The sequence below is a fragment of the Arthrobacter sp. TE12231 genome (genome assembly GCF_054062895.1).
Window position 1 is genome coordinate 1,533,974 of sequence record NZ_JBSSFS010000001.1, and the last position, 21,219, is coordinate 1,555,192.

Consider the following 21,219-nt stretch of genomic DNA (forward strand, 5'->3'; position numbering starts at 1 on the left):
GACTTTCCATGACTGAACAGCTCGCCACTCCCTTCCCGTCCGCCTCGATCCTCGGCTACCCCCGCATCGGCCGCCGCCGCGAACTCAAGAAGGCCATCGAGGCCTACTGGGCCGGCAAGATCGACGCCGCCGCCCTGGACGCTGCCGCCAAGGAGATCCAGCTCGGCACTGCCAAGCGCCTCCAGGGCCTCGGCCTGACCGAAGCCGCCGCCGTCCCCGGCACCTTCTCCTACTACGACCAGGTGCTCGACGCCGCCGCCCACCTCGGCGCCGTGCCGGCCCGCTTCGGCAACCTCCTCAACGCCGAGGGCCAGCTGGACATCGACGGCTACTTCACCCTGGCCCGCGGCAACAAGGACCAGCAGCCGCTGGAAATGACCAAATGGTTCGACACCAACTACCACTACCTCGTGCCGGAAATCGGCCCGGAGACCAGCTTCGCACTGACCTCCAGCCGGATCGTCGAAGAATTCGAGTACACCCTCGCCAACGGTGTGGAAACCCGCCCGTACATCGTCGGCCCGGTCACGTTCCTGCTGCTGAGCAAGGCATCCGACGACGCCCCCGCCGGCTTCAGCCCGCTGTCCCGCCTCGAGGACATCCTCCCCGTCTACACCGCGCTGCTGGAGAAGCTTGCCGCCGCCGGCGCCAGCTGGGTCCAGCTCGACGAGCCCGCCCTCGTGGTGGATCAGGACACCCCGGCCGAGGCAATCCAGGCCGCCGTCGCCCGCTCCTACGAGGTCCTCTCCTCCGCCGCCAAGCGCCCGCGGCTGTTCGTCTCCACCCCGTACGGCGCGCTCAACGGCCAGCTCGGCACCCTCGCCGCCACCGGCATCGACGCCCTGCACCTGGACGTCTTCAAGGGCGAGGTTCCCTCCGCCGCGGCCCTCGCCGCGCTGGGCACCAAGACTCTCGTCGCCGGCGTCGTGGACGGCCACAACATCTGGCGCAACGACCTCGCGGCCTCCGCGAAGAAGATCGCCGAGCTGAAGCAGTCCGTCGCCAAGCTGGCCGTCAGCACCTCCACCTCCACCCAGCACGTCCCGCACGACGTCGAAGAGGAAGTCCAGCTCTCCGCGCAGCTGCGCAGCTGGCTCGCCTTCGCCGACCAGAAGACGGCCGAGGTGGTCACCCTCGCAGGACTCCTGACGGACCCCGCGGCCGTCCAGCCGGCCATCGAAGAGGCCACCCGCGTCATCGCCTCCCGCGCCGAGGCAGAGGGCGTCCGCCGCACCGACGTCCGGGCCCGCACCGCCGCCCTGACCGACGCAGACTTCAACCGTTCCGCTTACGCGGTCCGCGAAGCCGCCCAGGAGAAGGCTCTACACCTGCCGCCGCTGCCCACCACCACCATCGGCTCCTTCCCGCAGACCGCCGAGATCCGCACCGCCCGGGCCCGCGCCAACCGCGGTGACCTCACCACGGAGCAGTATGAGCAGCTCATGAAGGATGAGATCAAGCGCGTCGTGGAGCTGCAGGAGGAGCTCGGCTTTGACGTCCTGGTCCACGGCGAGCCCGAGCGCAACGACATGGTCCAGTACTTCGCCGAGAACCTTGAAGGCTTCGACGTCACCGTGCACGGCTGGGTCCAGTCCTACGGCTCGCGCTGCACCCGTCCCTCGATCCTGTGGGGCGACGTCACCCGCAGCGCCCCCATCACGGTGAAGTGGGCCGAATACGCGCAGTCCCTGACCAACAAGCCGATGAAGGGCATGCTCACCGGTCCTGTCACCATCCTGGCCTGGTCCTTCGTCCGCGACGACCAGCCGCTCGGCGAGACCGCCAACCAGGTGGCCCTGGCCCTCCGCGACGAGATCGCCGACCTCGAAGCCGCCGGCATCAAGGTCATCCAGGTGGACGAGCCCGCCCTGCGCGAACTCCTGCCGCTGCGCAAGGCAGACCAGGCCTCGTACCTGGACTGGTCCGTGAAGTCCTTCCGCCTCTCCACCGCCGGTGCCGCGGACGCCACCCAGGTCCACACGCACCTGTGCTACTCCGAATTCGGTGCCATCATCGACGCGATCGATGGCCTCGACGCCGACGTCACCTCGATCGAGGCCGCCCGCTCCCGCATGGAGGTTGTGCACGACCTCGAATCCCACGGCTTCGGCCGCGGCGTGGGCCCGGGCGTCTATGACATCCACTCGCCCCGCGTCCCGGGCGAGCAGGAAGTCACCGAGCTGCTCAGCACCGCCGTCAAGCACGTCCCGTCCCGCCAGCTCTGGGTCAACCCGGACTGCGGCCTGAAGACCCGCGGCTACGCCGAGACCGAAGAGTCCCTGCGCAACCTGGTCACGGCCACCAAGACGGTCCGCGCCGAACTGCTGGAACCAGCCAAGTAGCAGCCGGCTGAACTGAACACCAGCTGAATTAACGACGCCGGCCGGTCACCTCGCAAGTGACCGGCCGGCGTCGTACGTTTCAGCTCATCGACTGCTGAGCAACCGCCGCTTTGAGCCCCCAAAGGGCCGTTACGGAGCAGTCGATTCGGAGTTTCCCTAACGATTCAGGATTCCCAGAGGATTTCGTCGTCGACTACGCCGTCCTCATCCGCGGAGGCCACCAGGACCTCGTCGGTGAAGTGCTGGCCCAGGGTGAAGTCAAGGACGAAGTAGCGTTCCGGCTGGCCGGGGTAAATGCCCACGTGGCCGAGTTTGAGTGCCTTGAGGAAGACCTCGTCGGTGAGCTGGCTCTTGTCCTCGACGCCGAAGATTTTCTTGAGGTGCTCGTCCTTGATCGCGTTGCAGTGGAAGTGGCGGTATTCCTGCGGGCTGGTGCCCTCCTGCGATAGTTCCTCGGCGATCATTTCGCGGACCTGGTCCACGAGTTCGGGCAGGAAGCGCAAGCGGTAGTCAACTTTGTGCATGGCGGCTTCATCGAAGTGGTCATGCGCGTTGACATTCAGGTCAAGCTCCACGGTCTGGCCCGCCAGCTCATGCGTGGCGGTGAGATTATGGTCCCTTCCGTGGTTGAGCTCGACCTCGCCGAAGTGCTTGCTCGCTACCTTGTTCATATCTTCAACATAGTCCTGAAAACCGGACCATTCCAGCATTGGCAGGCTTTTATCCGCTACCGGACCGGTGGAGCGGCCTGGGGACTGTACATTGATCGGATGCAGACCGTAGCCACTTCCGTTGCCCGCGCCCGGGCCCAGTTCGACGCCGGCACCACCCGTCCGCTGGCCTGGCGGCTGGAGCAGCTAAGCAGCCTGCGGCGCATGCTCGCGGACCGCCACGCGGACTTCGCCGCTGCCCTCGCCAAGGATTTGGGCAAGCACAACACCGAGGCGCAACTGACGGAGATCGGCTTCGTTGCCGCAGAGGCCGCCCACCTGGCGAGGCACCTGGAAGACTGGCTCCGGCCCCGCCCCGTGCCGGTGCCGCTCACCGTGCAGCCGGCCCGGGCCTGGACCGAACTCACCCCGCTGGGCGTGGTGCTGGTGATCGGGCCGTGGAACTACCCCCTGCAGTTGCTGCTCGCCCCGCTGGCCGGGGCCCTGGCCGCCGGCAACACCGCGGTGCTCAAGCCGAGCGAACACGCCCCGGCCACCTCGGCGGTGCTGGCCCGGTGGATTCCGGAGTACCTGGCCGGCGCCGCCGAGGTGGTCGAGGGCGGTATTCCGGAAACCACGGCACTGCTGGCCGAACGCTTCGACCACATCTTCTTCACCGGCGGAGAGACCGCGGCCAAGGTGGTGATGCGCGCGGCGGCCGAACACCTGACTCCAGTGACGCTGGAGCTCGGCGGCAAGTCCCCGGCCTACGTGGATGCGTCCACGGACCTGGCGACGGCGGCGAAGCGGATCGCCTGGGGCCGGTTCATGAACGCCGGCCAGACGTGTGTGGCCCCGGATTATGTCCTGGCCGCGGAGGAGGTCCTGGAGCCGCTGCAGGCCGAGCTGATCAAGGCCGTCACGGCGCTCTTCGGCACTGACCCGGCAGCGAGCCCGTCCTACGGCCGGGTTGTCGATGACCGTCACTTCGCCCGCCTCGCTGCCCTGGCCGACGGCAGCACCGTCGTGCACGGCGGAGAACGCGACGCCGCCAGCCGCTACTTTGCGCCCACCCTGCTCCGGCCGGCGCCGGGGGACGCCGTCATGGCGGAGGAAATCTTCGGTCCGCTCCTGCCGCTGGTTCCCGTGCAGGGGGTGGACGAGGCCATCGGGCTGGTCAACGGACGCGCCAAGCCGCTGGCGCTCTATGTGTTCAGCAAGGACCCGCTGACGCGCGGCGCCTTCGCCGAGCGGACCTCGTCCGGAGCCCTGTGCTTCGACGTCCCGGCGGCCCACCTGTCCGTCCCCGGGCTGCCGTTCGGCGGCGTCGGCGGCAGCGGCATGGGCGCCTACCACGGGGAACATTCGGTCCGGACGTTCTCGCATGAGCGTCCCACGCTGGACAAACCGCTGAGGCCCGACACCCTGGAACTTATCTACCCGCCGTACACCCGGGCCAAGCAGGGGATCATCAACGCGCTGGTGGCGCCGGTCCGAAAGCAAGTCCGAAAACCGGCCCCTAAGCGCTGAGTCGCGCCGCCGGGCTACCCGGCCGGCTCGCCCTCCCAGTCGACGTTGACCCAGCGCTGGCCTTCATCGTCCCAGGACTCGGTGTGCCCCAGCAGGGCAATGTCGTCAAAGCTGGCCTCGATCCCGAGGCCGCGGAGGGTTTCGCGGAGCTCCTCGGTGGCCGCGCGGACAGCCGCGGCGACTTCCTCGGGGTTGTCGGAGGCAACGGGACGGGAGGCTGAATAGGTTTGGCTCATGGACCCCATCCTCATCGATCGGGCGCCGCAGGGGAACCCCCGCGGTGTGCTCAGTCCTTGCGCGCGGTCTCCAGCTTGTGCATCGTCTCGCCCAGCAGTTCCACGAACAGCTGGACCTGGGCGGTCCGCTTCTCGTTGAGCAGCAGGGCGAAGACATTCCGGGCGAGCCGGATCTCCGGAACGTCGAGGACCACGACGCCGGCCGGCCGGTGCAGCAGGGCGAGCTCGGGGACCAGTGCGGCGCCGAGGCCCGCGGCCGCCATCTCCAGGCTCGCGTGGAAGTCATCGCTGTACGCCACCACCCGGGGGTGCAGGTTGCAGCTGGCGAAGAGGCGTTCGATCACCGTGGCGTCGGAGGTGCCCGGGTGGTGCATGATCCACGGCATGTCCGAGAGGTGCGGGGCGGCCACCTTGGAATCCGTGCCGATGCCCCACGCCGCAGGCAGCACCACCCGGAAGTCGTCGTCGCCGATCCACTGCCGGTCCACCGTGTGCGGCCAGGCGAGGCCCGACTGCCCCACCTGGTACACCAGGGCGACGTCGAGTTCACCCCCGGTCCGCAGGCCTTGGATGGTCTGGGCCGGTTCCGCGACCGATACCCTGAGGTCGATGCCGAGCTTCTTCCAGGCCGGGTTCCGCAGGATCGGCGGCAACACATAGGTGGCCAGGCTGGGGAAGATGCCCAGCCGCAGCTCCTGGCTGGTGCTGTCCTGTGCCCGTGACGCGGCGGCCATGAGCGTCTCGATGTCCGTCAGCACTTTGGCCGCGTGCCGCGTCATGACGACGGCGGCTTCCGTCGGCTGGATGCTGCGGGCCGAGCGATGGAAGAGCGTGACGCCGGTGTCACGTTCCAGCGCCGACATTTGCTGGGAGACGGCCGAGGCGGTGTAGCCGAGACGCGCCGCGGCGGCGGCAAACGATCCCAACCGGATCACTTCCACAAGGGTCCGCAGATGAACGGGGTTGATCAAGGGCTGCCCTTCGCCTGGTAGCGGGTCCACTGCAACGGGAACGGAATGGCGGGACCGGAAATCCCGCTTCATTGTGGCACACCGGGCCCTGCCGGGGGCGCCGGTTCCCTCCCCGCACGGTCCGCGGCTTCCCGGCGGGGCCCGTCCGGAATGTCTGCGCGGCCCGGGGGTGCCGATGCAGGAGAATCCGTGGGGTCAGGCCAAGTTTTCAGATACCAACGGCACAGCTAGCGGGCCCCGGGAGGACGCCGTCACAGGAGCCGAAAAAAATGCCGAACTCATACTCATCCGGCGCCCCGGCGGCGACGAATTGCCCGTAAGACCTTTTTGGCGAGACAACAGGAGCAGACCAGTGGCACAAGCAGCAGGGATTCCGGCAGGCCGGCGGGTTGCCGTCATCGGCAGCGGCGTGGCGGGGCTGACCGCCGCGTATGTGCTGAACGGGCAGGACCGGGTGACTCTCTTCGAGGCGGACTCCCGGCTTGGCGGGCACGCCCATACCCATGATGTTCCGCAGCAGGGCGGGCCCACCCTGGGCGTGGACACCGGCTTCATTGTCCACAACGAGCGGACCTATCCCACTCTCCTGCGCCTGTTCGCCGAGCTCGGCGTCGAAACCCAGGATTCGGAAATGAGCATGTCCGTCCGCTGCGACGGCTGCGGCCTGGAATACGCCGGCGCCCGTCCCAACGCGAGCGGCATCATTCCCCGGCCGTCCACGCTGCTGCGCGGCCGCTACCTGCGCATGCTGCTGGAAGTCACCCGGTTCCACCGCCGGGCCCGCGCCCTGCTGGCGGAACCGGCAACGGTAACCCCCGCCGGCCCGGGTGCGGCCGGGACGGGGCACGAGCTGACCCTGGGGGAGTTCCTGGCCCGGGAGAAGTTCAGCAGCTACTTCATCTCGCACTTCATGACCCCCGTGGTCAGCGCCGTCTGGTCCTGCGACCCCACCACCGCCCTGGCCTACCCGGCCCGCTACCTGTTCACGTTCCTCGGCCACCACGGCCTGCTCGGCGTCAAAGGCTCGCCGCAGTGGCGGACCGTCACCGGCGGCTCGCGCAGCTACGTCGACAAGGTCGCCGGGACCCTGCCGGACATCCGGCTCTCCAGCCCCGTCACATCCGTGCAGCGGCACGCCGGCGGCGTCGGCGTCACATACGCACAGAGCGCGGACAGCACCGGCGGCGACACCATCACCGAAACCTTTGACGCCGTCGTGATCGCCACCCACCCGGCGCAGGCCCTGCGCATGCTGTCCGATGCCTCGGCCGCCGAGAAGGACGCCCTGGGCGGCATGCCGTACTCGGTGAACCAGACAATCTTCCACCGCGACGCCGCCGTGCTGCCGGCCAGCCCCAACGCCCAGGCCTCCTGGAACTACCGCCTGCCGTCCTGCGACGCCCGCCCGGACAAGGTCCTGGTCAGCTACGACATGACCCGGCTGCAGCGGCTGGGGCCCGTGGACGGCGGCCGGTACATCGTCAGCCTCGGCGAATCGGAGCTGATCGACCACACCACGGTCCTGGACCGCATGGTCTACGAGCACCCGCAGTACACGCCGGACTCGCTGAGGGCCCAGGAACGAATCCTCGGGCTCGGCGACGAACGCCTGGCCTTCGCCGGCGCCTACCACGGATGGGGATTCCACGAGGACGGCGCCCTGTCCGGCCTCCAGGCCGCCGCCCGGCTGGGCCGCGACTGGGACCGGCTTCCGGTCAACATCGGCGCTGTCAATACCGGTACGGCGGCCGTGGACCCGGACCTCCAGCCCGCCGCTATCCGGCCCGCCGCTGTCCAGCCGGCCACAGTGGAGGCGCCATGAGCGAACGGGCAGCGATCTACCGCACGTCCATCTCCCACGTGCGGCGCACCCCGCTGCACAATGCCTTCACCTACCGCAGCTACAGCTGGTACGTGGACGTCGACCACCTCCCGCAGCTGCCCCGGCCGCTCCGGCCGCTGGCCGGCTTCCGGGTGGAGGACCACCTGGGCGACCCGGACGGGACCGTGCGCGGCAACGTGGAACGCTACCTTGCCACCCAGGGCATCAAGCTCGACGGCGGACGCATCACGATGCTCGCCAGCGCCCGGGTCTTCGGGCACGTATTCAACCCGCTGAGCGTGTTCTGGTGCCATGACGCCGCCGGGGCGCTGCGCTGCGTCGTCGTCGAGGTCCACAACACCTACGGCGAACGGCACTGCTACCTCCTCGAAACGGACGGCACCGGCCGGGCGAGCGTGCCGAAAGCCTTTTACGTCTCGCCGTTCAACGACGTCGACGGCCAGTACCGCATGAAGCTCCCCGAACCCGGCGACCGCCTCGCCGTCTCGATCGTCCTGGAGCGGGAAGGCCACCAGCCCTTCATCGCCACCATGGACGGCGTCCGCCACGAAGCGACCCTGCGGAACATCCTGTCCGCGGCGCTGGCGGTACCCCTGGCCCCGCTGCGCGTCACCGCGCAGATCCGCTGGCAGGGCATTAAACTGTGGGCGCGCCGCCTGCCCATCATCAAAAGACCACACCACCCTTCACAGGAGGCAGTTCAGTGACAATGACCGAAGCGACCGGATCCGGTACGGGACGGACAGAGGGCACCACGCGCACCAGCGCCAACACCGCGGGAGCGGTGACCAGTGCTGTGACGGCCACTGTGCCGTACACGGTTCCGCAGGCGCCCGTCACCATCGACCCGGCAATCTGGCCCAGCATCGCCACCGTGCCCACAAGCCTCAAGGCCCGCGTGGCCGGACGCGCCGCGGACGCCATCTTCAAGGCCGCCGTGCGCTCGCTGCCGCTGGCCGTCCGCTACCCGGACGGCACAGTGCTGGGCAAAGCCTCCCTTGGCCAGGCGCCCGGCGGCACCGCATACCCCGTGATGACCATCAACCGGCCCGAGGCGTTCGCCGCCCGGCTGGGCGACGGCGGCCTGATCGGCCTGGGCGAGTCCTACATGGCCGGTGACTGGGACGCCGACGACCTCACCGCCGTCATGGAGGTCTTCGCTGCCCGCGTCGGCACACTGGTTCCCGAACCGCTGCAGAGGCTCCGCGGCCTCTACCTGCCGCGGCAGCCGCGCAAGGAACGCAACACCGAAAAGAACACCCGCTCCAACATCTCGCGGCATTACGATCTCTCCAACGAGCTCTTCGCCTCCTTCCTGGACCGCACCATGACGTACTCCAGCGCGCTGTTCCCGGAAAGCGGCGACGCCCTGCGGAGCGTGGCCTGGGACGGCCTCGCCGCCGCCCAGCAGGCCAAGATCGACCGGCTGCTGGACAAGGCGGGCGTGAAGGAAGGCACCCGAGTCCTGGAAATCGGCACCGGCTGGGGCGAACTCGCCCTGCGGGCCGCCGCCCGCGGCGCCACCGTCTACTCGGTCACGCTCTCCAGCGAGCAGCAGGAACTGGCCCGCCAGCGCGTCGCCGACGCCGGCTACGCTGATGCCGTCACGATCGAGCTCAAGGACTACCGTGCCGTGGAGGGCGAGTACGACGCCGTCGTCTCGGTCGAAATGATCGAGGCCGTCGGCTTCGAATACTGGGCCACGTACTTCCAGACGATCGAACGCGTCCTGGCCCCCGGCGGCAAGGTGGCCATCCAGGCCATCACGATCGCCCACGACCGCCTCATGGCCACCCGCACCAGCTACACCTGGGTGCACAAGTACATCTTCCCCGGCGGCGTCATTCCCTCCGTCCGGGCCATCGAGGACATCACCGAGAAACAGACCGGACTGCGCGTCCGCGAACGCCTCGCCATGGGCGAGCACTATGCCCAGACCCTGCGACTCTGGGAGGAGCGGTTCATGGGCCGGGCCGAGGAGGTCGGGGCCATGGGCTTCGACGCCATCTTCCAGCGGATGTGGCTGTTCTACCTGTGCTACTCCCGGGCCGGCTTCGAGACGGGCTACCTCGACGTGCAGCAGATCGTGCTGGATCGTGCCTCCTCCAAGGGCGCGGCCGCATGACGGCGGCGCTCGCTGACACCATCGCCGAGGTCCTGCGGCCCGTCGTCGGCGGGGAACTGCCCGTCCGGCTCGTCGTCTGGGACGGCAGCGAGACCGGCCCGTCCGGCGCGCCGGTGGTCCGGCTGAACTCGCCCGACGCCATACGCCGCCTGCTGTGGGCGCCGGGGGAGTTGGGGGCCGCCCAGGCGTACGTCACCGGTGAACTCGACGTCGACGGCGACCTCAATGCCACGCTCGAGCACCTGTGGAAGGTGGTCCGTGACCGCGGCCTCTCCGGCATCCGTCCGACGCCGGCCCTGCTGGCCGGCGTCGGACGGATCGCCAAAACCGCCGGCGCCCTGGGCGCCCCGCCCCAGCCCCCGGCCAGTCAGGCACGGGTCAGGGGCCGGCTGCACAGCCTGATGCGGGACCGGGCGGCCATCAGCCACCACTACGACCTCAGCAACGACTTCTACGCCCTGATCCTGGACCCGCAGATGGCCTACTCCAGCGGTTACTGGACGGACAGCTCACCCGGGTACGGACTCGAGGACGCCCAGCGGGACAAGCTGGACCTCGTCTGCCAAAAGCTCGGCCTGGCCCCGGGGATGCGGATGCTCGACGTCGGCTGCGGCTGGGGCTCGCTGAGCCTGCACGCCGCGCAGCACTACGGCGTCGACGTCGTCGGGGTCACCCTCTCGGTGGAGCAGAAGGCGTTCATTGACGCCCGCATCAGGGAGCGCGGGCTGGAAGGACGCGTCGAGATCCGGGTCCAGGACTACCGCGAGATCCCGGACGGGCCGTTCGACGCCGTCGCCTCCCTCGAGATGGGCGAGCACGTCGGCCAGCGCAACTACCCCGTCTACGCCGCCGCCCTGTTCGGCAACGTCAGGCCCGGCGGCCGGGTCCTGGTGCAGCAGATGTCCCGGAACGGCAAGCACCCCGGCGGCGGCCCGTTTATCGAGTCCTTCATCGCCCCGGACATGCACATGCGCCCGGTGGGGGAGACCCTCGGCTTTTTGGAGGATGCAGGGTTCGAGATCGAGGGGGTGCAGGGCATGCGCCGGGACTACGTCCGGACGCTGGAGGCCTGGTACGCCCGGTTCGAGGAGAACCATGACGCCGCCGTCGCCATGATGGGCGAGGAAATCGCCCGGGTCTGGCGGCTGTACCTCGTGGGCGCGCTGCGCAGCTTCGCCGAGGCCCGGATGGGCGTCGACCAGATTCTCCTCAGCCGGCCGGAGTCGCTTGGGTAGGTACCCGTGGCGCCGGTCACTGCGGAGTGTTGGAACGCGGGGTGTTAGAACAATCACGATCCGATGAGGCGGACACCACGGTGTCCGCCTCATTCGTGTTCCCGGACACCAGATGTAGTGGCCGCCACCACCACCGGACACCCCCGGACACCCCCGAAAAACGTGCGCGACACGCCGTCTGCGGTGCGACACGCGGGGGTGATTAATGTGGCTAACTACTCCACAGGGTGTGGATTTCGTCCGCCAAAACAGCTGAATTCCGGACATTTGGCGGGCCCCCTCCTGTGGATTATCGGTGGGTTAAATGACATACTTGTAATACATCATCTTGGGGTCCACGTGAGGCTCTTGCACTACATGTAGTATCGACATACAGTTCCAGCAGAGCATCAGCGCGGGGCAGTCGGAGCCGGGGAAGCGCTCCGAACAAGACTTTCAACAAAGGGGACAAGGACCATGACCGTTACGGTTTACACGAAGCCGGCCTGCGTTCAGTGCAACGCGACCTACCGCGCGCTGGACAAGAAGGGCATCGCCTACCAGAGCGTCGACATCTCCCAGGACGCGGAGGCCCTCGAGCGCCTGAAGTCCCTGGGCTACATGCAGGCCCCGGTCGTCGTCACCGACCAGGACCACTGGTCCGGTTTCCGCCCGGACAAGATCGAAGAACTGGCGCAGGCCGCCGCCGTCGCTGTAGCCTGAAGCGCTCCGGACGCCGCTACCAGGCAGGATTTGACGGTAGATGAGGTGAGTCCAGTGGTTGTGACAACTGAAGATCGGGCAACTACTGAAGATCGGGCGGCCGCCACGGCTGACAGCGGGGAAGCGGTCAGCACAGCGGCTCCCGAGATCACCCACAGCCGCCTCATCTACTTTTCCTCCACCTCGGAAAACACCGCACGTTTCGTTGCGAAACTGGGCGTCGAAGCCGCCAGGATCCCCCTCTATTCGAAGGACGCCCCGCTGGCGGCCCGGGAACCGTACGTTCTGGTGGTGCCGACCTACGGCGGCACCGGGGGAGAGGGATCTGTTCCAAAGCAGGTCATCAGGTTTTTGAACGACCCGGGCAACCGGACGCTGATCCGCGGAGTGATCGGGGCCGGCAACACGAATTTCGGGGATAACTACTGCATGGCGGGGGACATCATCGCCGCAAAATGCAACGTCCCCCACCTATACAGGTTCGAACTCATGGGCACGCCGGAAGACGTCTCCCGTGTACAACAAGGATTGGAAGAGTTTTGGACACGACTGTCGCAGACAAAACAGTAACCGGGGGCACAGGCTCCCACGGGGGCACGGCCACGGCTCTTGAGAAGCAGGAAAAGCACGAGATGCCGGCCGCGTACAAGGGCCTGGGCTACCACGAGCTGAACGCCATGCTGAACCTCTACGGCCCCAACGGCGAGATCCAGTTTGAGGCCGACCGCGAGGCCGCGCACCAGTATTTCCTGCAGCACGTGAACAACAACACCGTGTTCTTCCACGACCTCGAGGAAAAGCTCGACTACCTCGTCAAGAACGAGTACTACGAGCGAGAAACCCTCGACCAGTACACGATGAACTTCATCCGCGAGCTCTTCAACCGCGCGTACAAGAAGAAGTTCCGCTTCGAGACCTTCCTGGGCGCGTTCAAGTTCTACACCTCCTACACGCTGAAGACGTTCGACGGAAAGCGCTTCCTGGAGCGCTACGAGGACCGCGTCTGCATGGTGGCCCTGCACCTGGCCCGCGGCGACGAGAAGCTCGCCACCCAGATGGTCGACGAGATCATCGAAGGCCGCTTCCAGCCGGCCACTCCGACGTTCCTGAACGCAGGCAAGAAGCAGCGCGGCGAGCTGGTCTCCTGCTTCCTGCTCCGCATCGAAGACAACATGGAGTCGATCGGCAGGTCCATCAACTCCGCCCTGCAGCTGTCCAAGCGCGGCGGCGGCGTGGCCTTCGCCCTGACCAACATCCGCGAGGTCGGCGCGCCGATCAAGCAGATCGAGAACCAGTCCTCCGGCGTCATCCCCGTGATGAAGCTCCTCGAGGACAGCTTCTCCTACGCCAACCAGCTCGGTGCCCGCCAGGGCGCCGGCGCGGTGTACCTGCACGCGCACCACCCCGACATCTACCGCTTCCTGGACACCAAGCGCGAGAACGCGGACGAGAAGATCCGCATCAAGACCCTCTCGCTCGGCGTCGTCATCCCGGACATCACCTTCGAGCTCGCCAAGCGGGACGAGGACATGTACCTGTTCTCCCCGTACGACGTCGAAAAGGTCTACGGCATGCCGTTCTCCGACGTCTCGGTCACCGAGAAGTACTACGAGATGGTGGACGATTCCCGGATCAAGAAGACCAAGATCAAGGCGCGCGAGTTCTTCCAGACCCTCGCCGAGATCCAGTTCGAATCCGGTTACCCGTACATCATGTTCGAGGACACCGTGAACCGGGAAAACCCGATCGACGGCAAGATCATCATGTCCAACCTGTGCTCCGAGATCCTCCAGGTCTCCCAGCCCACCACGTACAACGATGACCTGTCCTACGACCACACGGGCAAGGACATCTCCTGCAACCTGGGCTCGCTGAACATCGCCAAGACCATGGACTCGCCGGACTTCGGCCTGACCATCGAGACGGCCATCCGCTCGCTCTCGGCCGTCTCGGACATGTCCAACATCACCTCGGTGCCCTCGATTGCCCGCGGCAACGACCAGAGCCACGCGATCGGCCTCGGCCAGATGAACCTGCACGGCTACCTCGCCCGCGAACGGGTCCACTACGGCTCCGAAGAGGGCCTGGACTTCACCAACATCTACTTCTACTCGGTGGTGTACCACGCGGTCCGCGCCTCCAACCTGCTGGCCATCCAGACCGGCCAGACCTTCGGCGGCTTCGAGAAGTCCAAGTACGCCACCGGCGAGTTCTTCGACAAGTACACCGAGCAGGAATGGGTCCCGCAGACCGCCAAGGTCGCCGAGCTGTTCAAGAACATCCACATCCCCACCCAGGATGACTGGCGCGAGCTGAAGGCCTCCGTCATGGAGCACGGCATCTACAACCAGAACCTGCAGGCTGTTCCGCCGACGGGCTCGATCTCCTACATCAACAACTCCACCTCCTCGATCCACCCGGTGGCGTCCAAGATCGAGATCCGCAAGGAAGGCAAGCTGGGCCGCGTGTACTACCCGGCGCCGTACCTGACGAACGACAACCTGGAGTACTACCAGGACGCGTACGAGATCGGGTACGAGAAGGTCATCGACACGTACGCCGCCGCCACGCAGCACGTGGACCAGGGCCTGTCCCTGACGCTGTTCTTCAAGGACACCGCCACCACGCGCGACATCAACAAGGCCCAGATCTACGCCTGGAAGAAGGGCATCAAGACCATCTACTACATCCGTCTCCGCCAGCTCGCGCTGGAAGGGACCGAGGTAGAGGGCTGCGTCAGCTGCATGCTGTAGCTTCAACTCAATCGTGACTGTACGACGGCGGGCGCCCGCCCGCCGTCGTACGCTTAACTTAACGAAGAACCCAACCTTTAGGGGATGACATGACCGAAAAGGTCAAGCTGCTTAGCCACGTCGAGGCGATCAACTGGAACCGCATCCAGGACGACAAGGACGTGGATGTCTGGAACCGCCTGGTCAACAACTTCTGGCTGCCGGAGAAGGTGCCGCTGTCCAACGATATCCAGTCGTGGGCGACGCTCACCCCGGACGAGCAGCAGCTCACCATGCGCGTGTTCACGGGCCTGACCCTGCTGGACACCATCCAGGGCACTGTCGGCGCCGTCTCCCTGATTCCGGACGCCCTCACCCCGCACGAAGAGGCTGTCTACACGAACATCGCGTTCATGGAGTCCGTGCACGCCAAGAGCTACTCCTCCATCTTCTCCACGCTGGCCTCCACCAAAGAGATCGACGAGGCATTCCGCTGGTCCACCGAGAACGAGAACCTTCAGAAGAAGGCCCAGATCGTCATGGACTACTACCAGGGCGACGACCCCCTTAAGCGCAAGGTGGCCTCCACGCTGCTGGAGAGCTTCCTGTTCTACTCGGGCTTCTACCTGCCGATGTACTGGTCCTCGCGGGCCAAGCTGACGAACACGGCCGACCTCATCCGCCTTATCATCCGCGACGAGGCCGTGCACGGCTACTACATCGGCTACAAGTTCCAGAAGGGCCTGGAGAAGGTCTCCGAGGAGCGCCGGCAGGAGATCAAGGACTACACCTTCGAACTGCTCTTCGAGCTCTACGAAAACGAAGTCCAGTACACGCACGACCTCTACGATTCCGTCGGCCTGGCCGAGGACGTCAAGAAGTTCCTGCACTACAACGCCAACAAGGCGCTCATGAACCTGGGCTACGAGGCCATGTTCCCGGCTTCGGTCACCGACGTGAACCCGGCCATCCTGTCGGCCCTGTCGCCTAACGCGGACGAGAACCACGACTTCTTTTCGGGTTCGGGTTCGTCTTATGTGATTGGCAAGGCTGTCAATACTGAGGATGAGGACTGGGACTTCTAGTCTCCTACCTTTAGTTTGGTCGACAGCGAGTCGGTGGCGGCACTGTGAGGTCTACTGCTGGCCGATTTCCAACATAGATGGGCATGTTGCACGGTGGTTGGCCACGTATTTCGATTATCTGGCCAACCACAAGAGGACTTCCATCCTTGCTTGAGCGCAGATCAGTGCTTGGCGCTGCTTGATCTGTACTTCTACTGAAACAGCTCCGGTGCGCAACGCATGCTCCTCCGAGGAGGGCTATGAGTCACCAACATTCCACGGTTCCACTTCAGGTAAATCACGGGCAGCGTGAATGTCCGCTCGGTTTGGAGGCAATATTCATGAATACCGAAAGCAATTCAACATATCAAGGCGACTCCACTGGGGGCCAAACGCTGGAGTTCTCCGAGTCACGTAAGTCGTTTGACTCGCTGTTCGTTTCGACCCCGATTGTATCTTCGCAGTCGCTGCTCGCAGTGGCGGACAGCGGCAATTCCGGATCGGTTTCGGACTCGTCCAGAGAGTGACATTGTCATCTTGGACCTCACTGGTCCCGTTTGTGCTGTTCGTCGCGCCAGGGCTTCTGTTTGACCTTCTGAGCCGCGGACGCAGGGTTGAAGTCGATGAGTCTGCTTTTCGGGAGGCGAGCCGGGTTGCGCTGGCGTCGGTTGCGCTCGGTGTCCCTGGTGCAATCGCTGCGTATCTCGTCTGGAGGGCCACAAATGGCTCGTCGCCCGACTTGGGCAAGCTAGTCTCCGGAGACAATGAGTACTTCCGCGAACAGGCCGGGGCTCTCTTCTGGGCCGTCGTCGGCTACGCCGTCGGCAGTGCCGTAGTTGCCTGGGCCGTCAACTACGTCCTGGAGCTAGCCAAAGGTAAGAGTCTCACTCCGAGTCACTCCCAGTGGACCCAAGTATTCCGGCTAGAGCGGCCAACAGGTTCGCGAGCCTACGTTCGGGTGAATACGAAATCTGGACTGTGGTGGGGAGGCCTGGTGATCCACTACACGGCAGATCTTGAAGTGGCTGGGCGGGAAATTACACTTGCGCCTCCGATCTCTCGGGGTAGCGAAGGCGGAACGGTCTGGTCGCGGGATGCCGAACTCCAACGTCTGATTATCCGTGGTGATGAGCTCGAAAGCATGTCGGTCATGTACGTGGCATCCGATGAGACCGTACCGTCCCAGCGGTCCAGGCAGTGGCGTTTCTGGCGCCCGAGGACGGCAGCACGAGATCAACCGAGCGACGGCCTTCCGGTGCAGAACGCTGGAAGTCGAGATCGCGATTAGAACGGGTCTAACCGCGACAAGGAGGCACCACCGTGCGGCTCCAATGCTTTTGGTTGTCTAGGGGCTAACTTGCTTGAATGAGCATGTAGCGTACGCAAAATCTCCGTTTCATTGTGAGGAAGCGCCGGCAATTTGCCCAAGGCTCGGACGCAAGCCCTCTTGCGACTCACCTGCGAGATCAAATCGGCGGCGTCATAAGCAATAAAGAGGGGCCAGCCTTTTGCAACGAACACTCGAAAAAGTCCCGGCCATGCAACTCCGCTATGGGCTTCATACTCTCTGGCCTCGGCTGTACTTTGTCGATTCTTTACGGCACGAGAGATTGTTGTTGCGCTAGTTTCCGAAAGCGCGACGGTGACAGTTGGAAAAATGGTCTTGCGCGCTGAACCATCATCTTTGAACGATCTCCAGGTGGCATAGTCATCAAAGTTGAGCGCTTGCTCTAGCGCCTTGTGCCCCTGACCGCATAGCCGCCTTGAGAAGTCGATAAGGACGGCTGGGTTAGACCGTACATACGATTTGGATTGCAGGACGTCTAGAATCCATCGGGCCTTCTGGCCAAAGGATGCACTCCATTCGAGCCGGGCATGGGGTTGGAGGGAGTTCGAGGTCTGTCGTGCAAACTCGAATGCTGAGCATACGCTCAACATATAGGAATCTTTGATGTGCCATCCGTGCAGGGGGCAAACGACGGCATCAACTGACATAAAAATATTGGAGCTGTTCGGGAAGCGCAGTGTCTCGACGGAGGCAGATTTCACCCAGCCGTTTATCATGGACAAATTGTCTAGCATATATTTCCAATGCCGTTGGGCTGTCTTTAATTCGAATGGAGTTGGATCCGCAGCCTGTCTTGATCGGTTACATCTTGAGCAAGAAAGTGCATAATTAAACAGAGAGTCCTTTCCGCCTTTGGAAGCTGGAATGACGTGATCTATGTCGACTTTGAGGGCAGTCCGCCTGGGGTTTGCCCCTTCAAATAGTTGATAATAGTCAACTAGTATCTCGGCACATCGATAGCATCGACCATCGTAAACAACGCAGGTGACAATTTTAGATCTCACGTCCGAAGATCTAAACGGGAACAGCCAATGTGGCAGCGTGAAGTCGTCATGCTGTTGTTGTGTGTTCACCCAAGTCTCAATTCTGATAATGCAACGCGGCTATTTCAGCCCGCTGTGTCGAACTTCCAGGATCGTTCGATATTACTCAAGTCCTCTACTTCTCGTCCCAAGGGTAGATGCCTACGTGCCCCGCGCCTCAGCAAACCGCGGCGCCATGGATTCCATCTGCTCCATGACGAGCTTGATCGCCTCGGGCTGCTTGTCCGGCGGGTATCCGAAGCGGACCAGGAGCCGCTTGATCGAGGACCGCAGCTTGGCCCGAACATCGTCACGCACGGTCCAGTCTGTGCGCACGTCCCGGCGCATCACCGACACAAGCTCGCGGGCGATGTCAGCCAGTACGCCTTCGCCCTGAACTTCGACAGCCGATTCATTCGAAGCCACAGCGTCGTAGAAGGCTAGTTCGTCTGTATTCAGCGGGGGAGTGAACTGCGCACCGCGGTTGCCTTCGGCGGCCACCTCACGCGCCAGCTCCACCAGCTCCGCGATTACTTCCGCCGACGTGAGCTGCTGGTTGGTGTACTTCTTCATCAGCTCGGTGATCCGCTCGGAGAAGGCGCGCTGACGGATGACGTTATTGCGAGTCGTCTTAGCCGACTCATCGGCGATGAGCTTCCGCAGTGCCTCGATGGCCAGCTGCGGATTCCGCGCCTGCTGCGTCTTCGCGATGAACTCCGGCGTCAGATCATCCAAGGACGGCTTGGGCATGCCGGCAGCCTCGTAGATGTCCAGGACCTCGCCCGAAGACGTTGCGGTAGCGATCAGATTGCCCAGCAGCCGCTGTATCTCTTCCGGCACGGGCTCGCCGCTGGCCTGCCGGTCCGCGGCGTCGAACTTGGCCATGTACACGCGGGTCTCTTCGTAGACCTGGATCTCTGGCCGCAACTCCGCCAGGGTCTCTGACCCCGAGCACAGTGCCCAGGCCCGGGAGAGCTGGCTGGAAAACCGCCGGTACTTCGAGGCCAGAGTCTCCTCGCCGGGGACCTGCTGGTTCCCTGGCGTCTCCGGGCTGCGCAGGTAGTTGGCCGCGCCCGTCGCCGCGGACACGAACGCCTTGGGGCCGCCCTTCATCAGCACGGACTTCCAGTCGTATCCGGCGAGCAGCCCCCGCAGGGACTCCACCAGTCCAAGGGCAGCACCTACGGCTTCGTCAATGTTCTTGCCGACGGGCTTGTTCGCTCGGTCGGACTGCGTGTATTCGCCCAGGGCCTTGGCCAGGTTTTCCGCCAGCGGGGCGTACGCCACCAGCAGACCGTCCTCCTTGCCGCGGAATGTGCGGTTCACGCGGGCCAGGGTCTGCATCAGCAGCGCGCCCTTGAGCGGCCGGTCCAGGTAAAGGGTGTGCAGCGGCGGGGAGTCGTAGCCGGTTAGCATCATGTCCTTGACGATCACCAGCTCCAGCTCGTCGTCCACGTCTTTGAGCCGTTCCTTCACCACAGCATTCGCAGAATCTCGACGGACGTGCTCGGAGACCGGCGGGACGTCAGACGCGGTACCGGAGTAGACCACCTTTATCTTGCCTTTGGCCAGGTCATCGGAGTGCCACTCGGGCCGCAGCTCCACGATCGCCGTGTACAGCTTTGCGCAGATTTCCCGCGTGCCGCCCACGATCATCGCTTTGCCCGGCGCTTCGATGAACTTGACCATCCTGGCGCTGCGGTTCTCCCAGTGCGCAACCAGGTCGGCGGCCAGGGCCGCGATCCGCTGCGGCGCACCGTACACGGCGTTAACGACGGCGACGCTCGCCTCGATGCGCGCCCGCTCGGTGTCGTCCAGACCAAGGGTGGCCTCGTCGGCGGATTTGTCGAGGTCATCCTCAGTGATATCGGCGGCCAGGCCAACCTTGATAAGGCGCGGTTCGAAGGACACCGGGACCGTGGCGCCGTCCTCCACTGCGCGGGAGAGGTCGTAGATGTCGATGTACTCGCCGAACACGTCCTGGGTGTTGCGGTCATCGAAGGAAATCGGCGTGCCGGTGAACGCGATCAGCGTCGCGTGCGGCAGGGCATCACGCAGGTGCCGGGCGTAGCCGTCCAGGTCGTCGTAGTGGGAACGGTGCGCCTCGTCCACCACCACGATGATGTTGCGGCGGTCGGACAGCAGCGGGTGGTCGGCGCCGGCGTCCTTCTCGGACTTGCTGCGGCCGAATTTCTGCAGGGTGGTGAAGTAGATGCCGCCGGTGGTGCGGTTGCTCAGCTCGGCCCGGAGTTCGGAGCGTTTCTTGATCTGCTTGGGGGACTGTGCCAGCAACAGGCTGCGGTCGAAGCCCTCGAACAGCTGGCCGTCGAGTTCGTTGCGGTCCGTGATGACCACAACGGTCGGGTTCCTGAGCTTGGGGTGCCGGGCCACGAGGTTGGCGTAGAGCTCCATTTCCATGGACTTGCCCGAACCCTGGGTGTGCCAGACAACCCCGGCCTTGCCGTTGCTTTCTACAGCCTGAACAGTGCTGCCCACGGCCTTGGTCACGGCGAAATACTGGTGCGGCTTCGCGATCCGCTTGGACAGCCCTTCCGACCCCTCATCAAACGCGGTGAAGTTGCGGACCAACTGCAGGAACCGCTCCTGGTTGTACAGGCCATGGAGTGCGGTCTCCAGCGCGGTCACCGCCTCGCCGTCCTCCATGTACCCGGGTGCGACGGGTAGGCCGTCGTCGTCGACGTTCCAGGGCGAGAAGTGATTCAGTGGAGTGAACGGAGTGCCGTACTTGGCCTGGATCCCGTCCGAGGCGAGCGTGAACACGCAGAAGCGGAACGCCATGGGGAATTCGCGCAGGTAGGTCTGCAGCTGGGCGTGCGCGGTGGCGACATCGGCCGTGGCGCTGCCGGCCTTCTTCAATTCGATGACGCTCACCGGCATGCCGTTGCAGTAGAGCACGACGTCGAAGCGGCGCTTGTAGTCGCCCTGCACCAGAGTGACCTGGTTGACGGCGAGCCAGTCGTTCTGGTCCGGGTCCGAACTGAGCAGGTGGATGGTGGGGTTGGCGTCGTTGCCGTCCGAGTCGATATAGCTGAGCCGGTAGCCGTCCACCAGGTAGTTGTGGACGCGGTGGTTCTCGGTGATGGCGTCGTTGGACTTGGGCGACGTGATCTCGGCGAGGGCCTGCTGCAGGTACTGGACCGGAACCGTCGGGTTGAACCGCTGCAGGGCCGCGAGGAGCCGGTGTCGGATCAGCAGCTCACCCCAGGAGTCCCGCTCGCCGGTACCCGGGGCGATGTCCTGCCCGGCAGCGGGCCGCCAGCCGAGCGGCTCGGCCAGGAGCTCCAGGGCCATGCCCTCCCAATCGGCCTCGGAAAAGGCTACTGCGGGTGCTGCTGTCACGATGGTTCCCCCTGATGGACCGGATGTCATTCTGAAATGTTGTGCAAATCCTGCTTCGA

General features: G+C 65.0%; 16 protein-coding genes and 1 pseudogene. 11 read left to right on the forward strand and 6 right to left on the reverse strand.

Features of this window, described 5'->3' with window-relative positions; genetic code table 11:
• Positions 1 to 8: 8 nt before the first annotated feature.
• A complete protein-coding gene (gene metE, locus ACVWYS_RS07000; protein ID WP_456509531.1) occupies positions 9 to 2,342 on the forward strand; it encodes a 5-methyltetrahydropteroyltriglutamate--homocysteine S-methyltransferase in 2,334 nt (777 codons plus the stop codon).
• Between the two features lie 164 nt (positions 2,343 to 2,506).
• On the opposite strand, the gene ACVWYS_RS07005 is transcribed toward metE, so the two are convergent.
• Positions 2,507 to 3,013 (reverse strand): DUF2004 domain-containing protein, encoded by a 507-nt coding sequence (locus ACVWYS_RS07005; RefSeq protein WP_456509532.1) that lies wholly within the window; start codon positions 3,011 to 3,013, stop codon positions 2,507 to 2,509.
• 99 nt (positions 3,014 to 3,112) lie between these two features.
• On the opposite strand from ACVWYS_RS07005, the gene ACVWYS_RS07010 reads away from it, so the two are divergent.
• A complete protein-coding gene (locus tag ACVWYS_RS07010; protein ID WP_456509533.1) occupies positions 3,113 to 4,522 on the forward strand; it encodes an aldehyde dehydrogenase family protein in 1,410 nt (469 codons plus the stop codon).
• A gap of 14 nt (positions 4,523 to 4,536) precedes the next feature.
• On the opposite strand, the gene ACVWYS_RS07015 is transcribed toward ACVWYS_RS07010, so the two are convergent.
• Both ACVWYS_RS07015 and ACVWYS_RS07020 read right to left on the reverse strand, forming a co-directional pair.
• Complete coding sequence (locus ACVWYS_RS07015; protein WP_456509534.1) at positions 4,537 to 4,758, reverse strand: hypothetical protein; 222 nt, start codon at positions 4,756 to 4,758, stop codon at positions 4,537 to 4,539.
• A gap of 50 nt (positions 4,759 to 4,808) precedes the next feature.
• Entirely contained in the window at positions 4,809 to 5,729 is a 921-nt protein-coding gene (locus ACVWYS_RS07020) for a LysR family transcriptional regulator (RefSeq protein ID WP_344366151.1), read from the reverse strand.
• Positions 5,730 to 6,081: 352 nt separating this feature from the next.
• Here ACVWYS_RS07020 and ACVWYS_RS07025 point away from each other — a divergent pair, with 352 nt between their 5' ends.
• The 9 genes from ACVWYS_RS07025 to ACVWYS_RS07065 all read left to right on the forward strand — a co-directional run bounded on the left by ACVWYS_RS07025 (position 6,082) and on the right by ACVWYS_RS07065 (position 16,718).
• Entirely contained in the window at positions 6,082 to 7,551 is a 1,470-nt protein-coding gene (locus tag ACVWYS_RS07025; RefSeq protein ID WP_456509535.1) for an NAD(P)/FAD-dependent oxidoreductase, read from the forward strand.
• Positions 7,548 to 8,279: a DUF1365 domain-containing protein gene (locus ACVWYS_RS07030; RefSeq protein WP_456509536.1), complete on the forward strand. Its 732-nt coding sequence runs from the start codon at positions 7,548 to 7,550 to the stop codon at positions 8,277 to 8,279. Before ACVWYS_RS07025 ends, ACVWYS_RS07030 begins: the two co-directional genes overlap by 4 nt.
• Positions 8,276 to 9,697 carry a class I SAM-dependent methyltransferase gene (locus tag ACVWYS_RS07035; RefSeq protein ID WP_456509537.1) on the forward strand — a complete coding sequence of 474 codons (1,422 nt, stop codon included), beginning with the start codon at positions 8,276 to 8,278 and terminating at the stop codon, positions 9,695 to 9,697. The genes ACVWYS_RS07030 and ACVWYS_RS07035 overlap by 4 nt, the downstream gene beginning before the upstream one ends.
• On the forward strand, positions 9,694 to 10,932 hold the full coding sequence (locus tag ACVWYS_RS07040) for a class I SAM-dependent methyltransferase (RefSeq protein WP_456509538.1): 1,239 nt from the start codon (positions 9,694 to 9,696) through the stop codon (positions 10,930 to 10,932). The genes ACVWYS_RS07035 and ACVWYS_RS07040 overlap by 4 nt, the downstream gene beginning before the upstream one ends.
• Before the next feature lie 456 nt (positions 10,933 to 11,388).
• Positions 11,389 to 11,634, forward strand: a complete 246-nt coding sequence (gene nrdH, locus ACVWYS_RS07045; RefSeq protein WP_018773329.1) for a glutaredoxin-like protein NrdH — start codon at positions 11,389 to 11,391, stop codon at positions 11,632 to 11,634.
• 147 nt (positions 11,635 to 11,781) lie between these two features.
• Positions 11,782 to 12,204, forward strand: a complete 423-nt coding sequence (nrdI, locus tag ACVWYS_RS07050; RefSeq protein ID WP_456510280.1) for a class Ib ribonucleoside-diphosphate reductase assembly flavoprotein NrdI — start codon at positions 11,782 to 11,784, stop codon at positions 12,202 to 12,204.
• 62 nt (positions 12,205 to 12,266) lie between these two features.
• Positions 12,267 to 14,387 carry a class 1b ribonucleoside-diphosphate reductase subunit alpha gene (gene nrdE, locus ACVWYS_RS07055; RefSeq protein ID WP_091253813.1) on the forward strand — a complete coding sequence of 707 codons (2,121 nt, stop codon included), beginning with the start codon at positions 12,267 to 12,269 and terminating at the stop codon, positions 14,385 to 14,387.
• Positions 14,388 to 14,476: 89 nt separating this feature from the next.
• Positions 14,477 to 15,451, forward strand: coding sequence for a class 1b ribonucleoside-diphosphate reductase subunit beta (gene nrdF, locus ACVWYS_RS07060; protein ID WP_091253615.1), 975 nt, complete (start codon positions 14,477 to 14,479; stop codon positions 15,449 to 15,451).
• 502 nt (positions 15,452 to 15,953) lie between these two features.
• Positions 15,954 to 16,718 (forward strand): DUF6338 family protein, encoded by a 765-nt coding sequence (locus ACVWYS_RS07065; protein WP_456509539.1) that lies wholly within the window; start codon positions 15,954 to 15,956, stop codon positions 16,716 to 16,718.
• On the opposite strand, the gene ACVWYS_RS07070 is transcribed toward ACVWYS_RS07065, so the two are convergent.
• The 3 genes and pseudogenes from ACVWYS_RS07070 to ACVWYS_RS07080 all read right to left on the reverse strand — a co-directional run bounded on the left by ACVWYS_RS07070 (position 16,715) and on the right by ACVWYS_RS07080 (position 21,190).
• Entirely contained in the window at positions 16,715 to 17,494 is a 780-nt protein-coding gene (locus ACVWYS_RS07070) for a hypothetical protein (protein WP_456510309.1), read from the reverse strand. The two genes, ACVWYS_RS07065 and ACVWYS_RS07070, sit on opposite strands and share 4 nt — an antisense overlap.
• Before the next feature lie 87 nt (positions 17,495 to 17,581).
• Positions 17,582 to 17,851 (reverse strand): annotated as a pseudogene (locus ACVWYS_RS07075) (HNH endonuclease); the annotation flags it as partial.
• A 111-nt stretch (positions 17,852 to 17,962) separates the two neighbouring features.
• Positions 17,963 to 21,190 (reverse strand): type I restriction endonuclease subunit R, encoded by a 3,228-nt coding sequence (locus ACVWYS_RS07080; protein ID WP_456509540.1) that lies wholly within the window; start codon positions 21,188 to 21,190, stop codon positions 17,963 to 17,965.
• Positions 21,191 to 21,219: the final 29 nt, after the last annotated feature.

Coding starts and splice junctions, on each gene's coding strand:
- metE (WP_456509531.1), top strand. CDS start 9: ATGACTGAACAGCTCGCCACTCCCTTCCCGTCCGCCTCGATCCTCGGC.
- ACVWYS_RS07005 (WP_456509532.1), bottom strand. CDS start 3,013: ATGAACAAGGTAGCGAGCAAGCACTTCGGCGAGGTCGAGCTCAACCAC.
- ACVWYS_RS07010 (WP_456509533.1), top strand. CDS start 3,113: ATGCAGACCGTAGCCACTTCCGTTGCCCGCGCCCGGGCCCAGTTCGAC.
- ACVWYS_RS07015 (WP_456509534.1), bottom strand. CDS start 4,758: ATGAGCCAAACCTATTCAGCCTCCCGTCCCGTTGCCTCCGACAACCCC.
- ACVWYS_RS07030 (WP_456509536.1), top strand. CDS start 7,548: ATGAGCGAACGGGCAGCGATCTACCGCACGTCCATCTCCCACGTGCGG.
- ACVWYS_RS07040 (WP_456509538.1), top strand. CDS start 9,694: ATGACGGCGGCGCTCGCTGACACCATCGCCGAGGTCCTGCGGCCCGTC.
- nrdH (WP_018773329.1), top strand. CDS start 11,389: ATGACCGTTACGGTTTACACGAAGCCGGCCTGCGTTCAGTGCAACGCG.
- nrdE (WP_091253813.1), top strand. CDS start 12,267: ATGCCGGCCGCGTACAAGGGCCTGGGCTACCACGAGCTGAACGCCATG.
- nrdF (WP_091253615.1), top strand. CDS start 14,477: ATGACCGAAAAGGTCAAGCTGCTTAGCCACGTCGAGGCGATCAACTGG.
- ACVWYS_RS07070 (WP_456510309.1), bottom strand. CDS start 17,494: ATGATAAACGGCTGGGTGAAATCTGCCTCCGTCGAGACACTGCGCTTC.
- ACVWYS_RS07080 (WP_456509540.1), bottom strand. CDS start 21,190: ATGACATCCGGTCCATCAGGGGGAACCATCGTGACAGCAGCACCCGCA.